Below are 6,866 nucleotides of genomic sequence, written 5' to 3' on the forward strand. Positions count from 1 at the left end.
GGAACGGTCGCAGGTGTCGCCTGCGGCCGTTCCGCCGTTCCGCCGTTCTGTGGTTCTGTCGTTCTGTCGTCTCTTGCGCCGCCCGACCCCGACCCCGCGCCCGCGGTCCGGGGCCGGGTCCCGGCTCCGCTACAGCAGCGCGTAGAGGGCCGAGGCGTCGTCGTGCGTCTTGCCGCGCGGCCAGCGCTCGCAGCCGGCGTCCGCCCGCTCCACCGCCCGGACCTGGGCGATCAGCTCGCCCGGCCCCGACTCGGCGAGCAGCCGCAGCACGTCGCCCCAACTGCCCAACCCGAAGCGCTCGGTGTAGCGCGAGGCGCCGTCGGTGAGGGCCGCCAGCGCGTGCAGCCGGTCCAGCCGGACGAAGCCGGTCTCGGCGTGCTCGGCCGCCCGGGGGCTCGCCGCGGCGATCCACGGTCCGGCACCCCGGTTGCGGGCGGCGCGCACGGCCATCGCGTACTCCAGGTGCAGCGCGGCCCGCTCGGCCGAGCCGGGGACGGTCTCCCAGACCTGGTGGCGCAGCTCCTCCCCCGCGGGGAAGCGCTGGTTGTCCCCGATCACCTTCGGCGGACCGTCCTTCAACTCCAGCACCAGCAGGGAGTCGCCGAGCACCAGGTACTCCAGCGCCTCGCCGTGCCGCCGGGCCGCGACGACCATCGCGGCGGGGGTGTTGGGGTGGGCGAGGTCGCAGCGGCCGCCGTGCAGCGCGGCCGTCTCCACGATGGCGTCGGCCAGGCACTCGGCGATCGAACGGTCCGCCCGGTCGGTGAGCCGGGCGAGCAGGTGCACGCCCAGCCGGCGCACGTACCAGGCCGTCCCGTGCCGGCACCCGGACTCCAGACCGGCCGGCGAGCTCGCGCCGTCCAGCAGGACCAGCGCCTCCGGCGAGGCCGCCACGAAGTCCTCGCTCTCGCGGTCGGGCCGCCGTGCTTCCCCTGCGAGCTGTAGCTGCATCCCGACAGTGTGGCCGCCGCGCGTGGCCCGCGCCCAGACCCGTGCGCCGGTGTGGCGCGGGCCGGGGCGCGACGCCCGGTGGCAGCCGGGGTGATTCGGCCATACCGTCGGACAGTGACCGGACGATTCGGCCAATCGGAGCGGGCCGGGTTTGGGATCACCTTCGGGTGTCCGGGCCGCCCGCGACTGACGAGGAGCGGAAGATGTTCTGGCAGTTCATCGTGTTGCTGGCCGCCTCGCTCGGCTTCCCGACCGCCGCCCTGCTCTTCCTGATCGGCGGGCCGCGCTTCCCCGACGAGCAGCGCGGCCCCGACACCCGGGGCACCGGGGCCACCCGGGCGTCCTAGGGTTTCCGGGATCCCCTGCGTCCCGGAAACCCTAGAAGGCCCGGAGGCCCTGCAGCCCCGAACCGCTACGGCTTCCAGGCCGGGTCGCGGCCGAGCAGCGCCAGGGCGCGGGCGAACCGCCCGTCGCCGCCGCCGGGTTCGAGCCCCGGGCCGAAGGCCCGGCCGGGCGCCCGGTGTTCCTCGGTGTTCGGGACGGCCTCGGTCACCGTCAGCAGCGCGGCGGCCAGCGCGTCGTCGCCGTCCACCGCCGCGACCAGTCCGTCCGCGGTGCCGAGCGCGGCGGCGACGTCCCAGCCGTGCACCAGGGTGTCCAGCAGGTGGAAGCCCACCGCCTGGGTGAACGGGAACGGGCCGCCGTCGCGGATCTCGGGCAGCCAGAGCGGCCGGTCCTCGGCGGCCGCCGCCCGGAAGGCCTCGACGAGGTCGGTACCGGTGCGGCGGAAGGCGCCCGCCGGGTCCGCGCCGAGCGGGGCGTCCGCGAACAGCGCGAGGTCGGGCCCGGCACCGCGGGCGGCCGCGGCGAAGCCCTGGTGCTGGCCGACGCAGTGCTCCAGCAGCTTGCGCAGCGTCCACCCGGCGCAGGGGGTGGGCAGGTCGAGTTGGTCCGGCCGTAGGCCGTCCACCACCTGGACGGCCAACTCCATGGCCTGTACGTGCAGTTCGACGATCCTCATGCGACAGCGACCTCCCGGCCGGCAGAGATGAATCCGATCACCTGATCAACGACGGTCGGCTCCGCGATAATCCGGCGGTGGCCGAGCCCCTGAGTGACCACCAGGTCCAGCCGCTCCCCGTACGCCCCGCGCAGCCGCTGCGCCTCGCTCGGCGGGACGATGCCGTCGCCCTCGTCGTGCACCACCAGCACCGGCCCGGCGACCGCCTCGACCCGGCGCGCCGCGTCGTAGCGTTCCCAGCCCCCGGCGTCCCCGCCGAACAGCTCCCGCTCGATCCGCTCCCGCAGCGCCCGCTCGACCTCGGCGTTCAACCCGAGCCCGGCACAGAACGCGGCCGGGAAGAAGCCGACCCGGGACACCCCGGAGACGGCCGCCAGCCGCCCGGCCCGCAGGCCGTCGGCCAGCGCCCCGAAAGCCGCGCAGACGCCGAGCGAGTGCGCCACCACCGCCTCGAACGGCCCGTACCGCTCCTGGAGTTGCAGCGCGAGCTCGCGGTACTCCAGCACGCTGGTGGTCCGGCCGCCGGAGTCGCCGTGGCCCGGCGCGTCGAAGGCGACGGCGCTCAGCCCGAGCGCCCGCAGCCGGGGCACGTACGGGGCGAACCGGGAGGCCCGGGAGCGCCAGCCGTGCAGCAGCAGGACCGGCCGCTCGCCGCTCCCCCAGCGGTAGCCGACCACCGGTTTGCCGCCCACGGCGAGCCGCTCGGTGACCGCCCGCCCGTGCACCTCCCGCTCCGAGTCGCGCACCCGGCTGCGCCGCACCGGGTGCGTGAAGAGTTCGAAGGCGGCCCGCCCGGCCAGGCCGGGAGCGATCCGGGCCGTGGGGTTGAGGGTCGTACGGATCAGTGCCTGAACCGGGTCCATCGGATCTCCCTGCTCTCCGCGCTCCTTGTCACGCCTCGCTCGCGTCGAGATATTAGCACGATCGTTCGTGCAGTTTTCAGAGGCTTTCCGAGGCCCCCGAGGTCCACGCACTACCCTGGGCGGCACGCACGACGAGCAGAACAGGGGCGGACGATGGCCGGACCGACCACCGACGGACGGGTCCTGCGCGGCGAGGAGACCCGCCGGGCGGTGCTGCGCCGCGCCGTCTCCATCGCCTCCGTCGAGGGCCTGGACGCGCTCTCCATCGGCCGCCTCGCCACCGACCTCGGGCTCAGCAAGAGCGGCGTCTTCGCCGGCTTCGGCTCCAAGGAGGAGCTGCAGCTCGCCACCGTCCGGGCCGCCCGCCGGATCTTCGCCGACGCCGTCGTCGCCCCGGTCGCCGACGTCCCGCCCGGCCTCGCCCGGGCCCGCGCCCTCTGCGAGAGCTGGCTCGCCTACTCCCGCGCCCGGGTCTTCCCCGGCGGCTGCTTCTTCTACGAGGTCACCGCCGAGTTCGACGCCCGACCCGGCCCCGTCCGGGACGCCCTGGCCGGCTGCGCCCGGGAGTGGTCCGACACCGTCGTCGAGGCCCTCGACGCCGCCCGGGCCACCGGTGGCCTGCGCCCCGACACCGACCTCGGGGACCTCGCCTTCGCCCTGATCGCGGTCCTGGAGACGGCCAACTCCCAGGCCGTGCTGCACGACGAGGACGCCCCGTACGAGCGGGCCGGCCGCCTGCTGCTGCGCCTGCTGCGCGCCGAGGCCACCGACCCGGCCGACCCGGCGCTCGCCTAACGCCCCGCCAACACCCCTTCGATGAAGGCCGCCTGGGCCAGCAGCCGCTCGTCGCCGCCCGCCGCGCCGACCACCTGGAGCCCCAGCGGCAGCCCCTCCGCGGTCCGCCCGGCCGGCAGGCTCAGCGCGGGCCGCCCGAGGAAGCTCCACGGCAGCGACATCACCGCGTCCCCGGTGCTGTGCAGGCCCTCCGGCGCCCCGCCGGTCGCCGAGGGCGCCAGCCACAGGTCCACCCCGGCCGCCGCACCCGCCGCGGCCACCCGTTCGACCAGCCGCTCCCGGAACCGCAGGGCGGCCTCCCGGTCCTCGGCCGCGACGGCCCGGCCGGCCCGGATGCCCGCCACCGTCTCCGGCCGGTAGAGCCCGCCGAAGCGGGCGAACCAGTCGGCGTGGCCGCGGGCCAGCTCGAAGCGGTTGACCGTCTGCAGCCGCCGGGTGATCCCGGCGAAGTCGGGGAACAGCTCGACCCGGCGCACCGTGAACCCGGCCCGCGCCAACCGCGCCAGCTGCTCCTCGAAGGCCTGCAGCGCGGCCGGTTCGGCGTACTCCAGGTACGTGCCGTCCGGCACCCCGAGCACAGGTCCGGGCGCCTCGCCGCGCTCCGGCCGCCAGTCGTCGCAGAGCAGCGGGGCCACCAGGGCGGCGCCCGCCAGGTCGGCGGTGAAGGTCCCCAGGGTGTCGAAGCTCGGCGCGTTCGGGATCACCCCCGCGATCGGGATCCGCCCGTACGTCGGCCGGAAGCCCACCACCCCGCAGTACGCGGCCGGGCGGATCACCGAGCCGACCGTCTGGGTGCCGATCGCCAGCGGCACCAGCCCGGCCGCGACCGCCGCCGCCGAACCGCTGCTGGAGCCGCCCGGGGTGTGCCCCGGGCGGTGCGGATTGCGGGTCGGACCCGGGGCGCTCGCGGCGAACTCGGCGGTCACCGTCTTGCCCGCGACCAGCGCCCCCGCCGCCCGCAGCCGGTCCACCACCACGGCCTGCGGCCCGGCCAGCACCCCGGGCGGCAGCGCCGAACCGCCGTGCGTGGGCAGCCCGTCCACGCGCACGATGTCCTTGACGCCCACCGCCACCCCGTACAGCGGCGGCCGCCCGTCCCGCTCCGGGTACCGCGCGGCCAGCTCCCGCGCCTGCGCCCGCAGCCGCTCGTGCCGGCCGGGCTCCGGCACGAACGCGTGGATCAGCGGGTCCACCCGCTCGACCAGCGCGCACAACCGGTCGACGTACTCGGAAAGTTCCGGCACACCGGCCCGCAGCCCGGCGGCCTCGTCGGTCAACGGCCGCGGCCGGACGAGGGGTTCCTCCATGCCGAGCACGGTAGCGCCGTTTACGGGTGCTCGGCCGCCAGGTACGGCGCCTCGCGCAGGAAGTACGCCCCACAGGTGTGGCAGCACAGCTCCGGGGTCTTCCCCCAGTCCACCGCCGACCGCACCCGCGCCTGCGGATCGAGCTCGCGGCCGCACATCGCCACGCTCTCCTCACCCCGGACCACGTGCCACAGCCGCACCCCGCCGGCCTCGCCGCCGGCGCCGTACTCGGCTCGCATCTGGTGCATCATGCCCCCCATCGTCCGGCCGCCGCGCGCGCCCGGCAACCGGAGGACGGCAGACCGTCCCCTGGTCGAAATCCGGCCACAGCAGCACGGTAGGGTGCGCGGTCGCGACCAGTGCCAGCGGCTCGGCCATGGCCTCAATTCGCCTGATTTCAGCCAAATTCATCCAAAAATGGGGGCCCTTCACCATGCGCACTTCCCGACTCCTGGCCGCGTCCACGCTGGTGGCACTCTCGCTCGGCGCCACCGTCGGCGCCGCCACCGCCGGTGCCGTGGGCATCACCGCCTCTCCGAGCGCCGGCGCCACGGCCACTCCGTCGGCCTCCGCCCCGCCGAGCGCCGGCGCCACCACCCCCGGCAGCCCGACCCCGACGGCCACCGCCAAGCCGACGAACCTGCCGACCCGGCCGGTGCCGACGCCGACCGTCGACAACCGCTGCCACGGGGGCGTCTACCAGAGCAACCTGCTCAAGGTCACCGGCACCGGCCTGTACGGCACCACCCTGGTCAAGGGCGGCCAAGCCGCCGAGATGACCATGACCTGGGAGAACAAGAGCGGCGTCGACCTCCCCGTCGTCCACAACTCCCTCTACGTGACCGATGAGTTCGGGGACCGTCCGGTCCAGTGGAGCACCGAGTTCTTCGACGTCCAGCTGGACACCGGGTCCGGCTGGAAGCCCGCCAAGCTCGACGACCGCGCCCTCCTGGCGCCCGATTTCAAGCTGGCCAAGGGCGAGAAGATCACCTACAAGGTCCGGATCGCCGCCACCGCCAAGGCCCCGGTCGGTCACTACGGCGCGAACTACGAAGCCGGCTCGGACGCCTTCGACAACGACAAGGTCCCGACTCCGGCCAACAACAAGCCGCAGGCGTGCACCCAGTTCCTCGACGACTACCTGGGCGAGTTCAACGTGGGCGAGGCCGGTGCCACGACGGCCACCAACGCCCCGGCCACCAACGCCCCGGCCGCCACCGCCTCCCCCTCGCCCTCCGGCGGCCCGCACCTGGCCGAGACCGGCTCCAGCTCCAGCACCCTGCCGATCGCCCTCGGCGGCGCGGCCGTCCTGGCCGTCGGCGCCGGCACCCTGGTCGCCCTGCGCCGCCGCAAGTCGGCCACCCGGAGCTGACCCCGCCCCGGTCGACCCCGAGGGGCGCGGGCCCACAGCCCGCGCCCCTCGTCGTTTCCGGCCGCCGGCCCCGCCTGCCCTAGGGCGTGTCTGACAATTCGAGTCGGATCAGGGCGCGGCGTTGGGGTGCGTGCATCGCAAGGCGGAGGAGGGAGCCACTGCGGAGCATTGGCGACCGACGACAACGCGGCGAGGTGCGTGCCCCAACGCCGCGCACCCGGCGGGAATTGTCAGACACGCCCTAGGACGCCGCGCGCAGCAGCGCCCCGTCCTGCCACTTGAGGATCTTGTCGAAGCTGACGATCGCCCCGCGCAGCGGGTGGTTGCGCAGCTGGACGTGGTCGGTGAGCGCGTGGATGAGGAAGAGGCCGCGGCCGGATTCGGCGGTGAGGTCGGGAAGGGTGTCCAGGTCGACCGGGCGCAGCGTCGGGGTGCTGGGACGGCAGGGCAGGACGTGGGTGTCGTACGGGTGGCCGTCGCGGCGGGGACGGTGGGCGGCGAGGACGCGGGCCGGGACGGTGGCGCGGCCGCGGCGGGTGCGGCGGGGAGCCCGGCCG

At 75.4% G+C, this 6,866-nt stretch carries 8 protein-coding genes and 1 pseudogene; 3 read left to right on the forward strand and 6 right to left on the reverse strand.

From position 1 onward, the window contains the following. Positions 1 to 129: 129 nt before the first annotated feature. Positions 130 to 951, reverse strand: coding sequence for an integrase (locus ACWGKU_RS39740; RefSeq protein ID WP_401045214.1), 822 nt, complete (start codon positions 949 to 951; stop codon positions 130 to 132). 203 nt (positions 952 to 1,154) lie between these two features. Between ACWGKU_RS39740 and ACWGKU_RS39745 the strand changes: the two genes are divergently transcribed. Continuing rightward, positions 1,155 to 1,298, forward strand: a complete 144-nt coding sequence (locus tag ACWGKU_RS39745) for a hypothetical protein (RefSeq protein ID WP_380546227.1) — start codon at positions 1,155 to 1,157, stop codon at positions 1,296 to 1,298. 65 nt (positions 1,299 to 1,363) lie between these two features. Here the strand turns inward: ACWGKU_RS39745 and ACWGKU_RS39750 are convergent, their stop codons facing one another. Continuing rightward, positions 1,364 to 1,972 carry a TIGR03086 family metal-binding protein gene (locus ACWGKU_RS39750; RefSeq protein ID WP_452180970.1) on the reverse strand — a complete coding sequence of 203 codons (609 nt, stop codon included), beginning with the start codon at positions 1,970 to 1,972 and terminating at the stop codon, positions 1,364 to 1,366. After that, positions 1,969 to 2,835, reverse strand: coding sequence for an alpha/beta hydrolase (locus ACWGKU_RS39755; protein WP_401045207.1), 867 nt, complete (start codon positions 2,833 to 2,835; stop codon positions 1,969 to 1,971). The genes ACWGKU_RS39750 and ACWGKU_RS39755 overlap by 4 nt, the downstream gene beginning before the upstream one ends. A gap of 153 nt (positions 2,836 to 2,988) precedes the next feature. Here ACWGKU_RS39755 and ACWGKU_RS39760 point away from each other — a divergent pair, with 153 nt between their 5' ends. Further along, on the forward strand, positions 2,989 to 3,630 hold the full coding sequence (locus ACWGKU_RS39760; protein ID WP_401045205.1) for a TetR/AcrR family transcriptional regulator: 642 nt from the start codon (positions 2,989 to 2,991) through the stop codon (positions 3,628 to 3,630). On the opposite strand, the gene ACWGKU_RS39765 is transcribed toward ACWGKU_RS39760, so the two are convergent. Together ACWGKU_RS39765 and ACWGKU_RS39770 are read right to left on the reverse strand one after the other, a co-directional pair. Further along, the gene (locus ACWGKU_RS39765; protein WP_401045203.1) at positions 3,627 to 4,937 is read right to left on the reverse strand and encodes an amidase; all 1,311 of its coding nucleotides are present in this window, start codon (positions 4,935 to 4,937) and stop codon (positions 3,627 to 3,629) included. The genes ACWGKU_RS39760 and ACWGKU_RS39765 overlap by 4 nt on opposite strands. Positions 4,938 to 4,957: 20 nt before the next feature. Next, positions 4,958 to 5,188: a hypothetical protein gene (locus tag ACWGKU_RS39770; RefSeq protein ID WP_359898022.1), complete on the reverse strand. Its 231-nt coding sequence runs from the start codon at positions 5,186 to 5,188 to the stop codon at positions 4,958 to 4,960. A 182-nt stretch (positions 5,189 to 5,370) separates the two neighbouring features. On the opposite strand from ACWGKU_RS39770, the gene ACWGKU_RS39775 reads away from it, so the two are divergent. Beyond that, positions 5,371 to 6,309, forward strand: coding sequence for an LAETG motif-containing sortase-dependent surface protein (locus ACWGKU_RS39775; RefSeq protein WP_452180971.1), 939 nt, complete (start codon positions 5,371 to 5,373; stop codon positions 6,307 to 6,309). Between the two features lie 241 nt (positions 6,310 to 6,550). On the opposite strand, the pseudogene ACWGKU_RS39780 reads toward ACWGKU_RS39775, so the two are convergent. Next, positions 6,551 to 6,866: pseudogene (locus tag ACWGKU_RS39780) on the reverse strand (hypothetical protein); the annotation flags it as partial.

The sequence above is a fragment of the Kitasatospora sp. NPDC054768 genome (assembly GCF_053612025.1).

What these genes read in the sequence shown, in the direction of transcription:
- ACWGKU_RS39740 (WP_401045214.1), bottom strand. Translation starts at nt 951, where the DNA reads ATGCAGCTACAGCTCGCAGGGGAAGCACGGCGGCCCGACCGCGAGAGC.
- ACWGKU_RS39745 (WP_380546227.1), top strand. Translation starts at nt 1,155, where the DNA reads ATGTTCTGGCAGTTCATCGTGTTGCTGGCCGCCTCGCTCGGCTTCCCG.
- ACWGKU_RS39750 (WP_452180970.1), bottom strand. Translation starts at nt 1,972, where the DNA reads ATGAGGATCGTCGAACTGCACGTACAGGCCATGGAGTTGGCCGTCCAG.
- ACWGKU_RS39755 (WP_401045207.1), bottom strand. Translation starts at nt 2,835, where the DNA reads ATGGACCCGGTTCAGGCACTGATCCGTACGACCCTCAACCCCACGGCC.
- ACWGKU_RS39760 (WP_401045205.1), top strand. Translation starts at nt 2,989, where the DNA reads ATGGCCGGACCGACCACCGACGGACGGGTCCTGCGCGGCGAGGAGACC.
- ACWGKU_RS39765 (WP_401045203.1), bottom strand. Translation starts at nt 4,937, where the DNA reads ATGGAGGAACCCCTCGTCCGGCCGCGGCCGTTGACCGACGAGGCCGCC.
- ACWGKU_RS39770 (WP_359898022.1), bottom strand. Translation starts at nt 5,188, where the DNA reads ATGATGCACCAGATGCGAGCCGAGTACGGCGCCGGCGGCGAGGCCGGC.
- ACWGKU_RS39775 (WP_452180971.1), top strand. Translation starts at nt 5,371, where the DNA reads ATGCGCACTTCCCGACTCCTGGCCGCGTCCACGCTGGTGGCACTCTCG.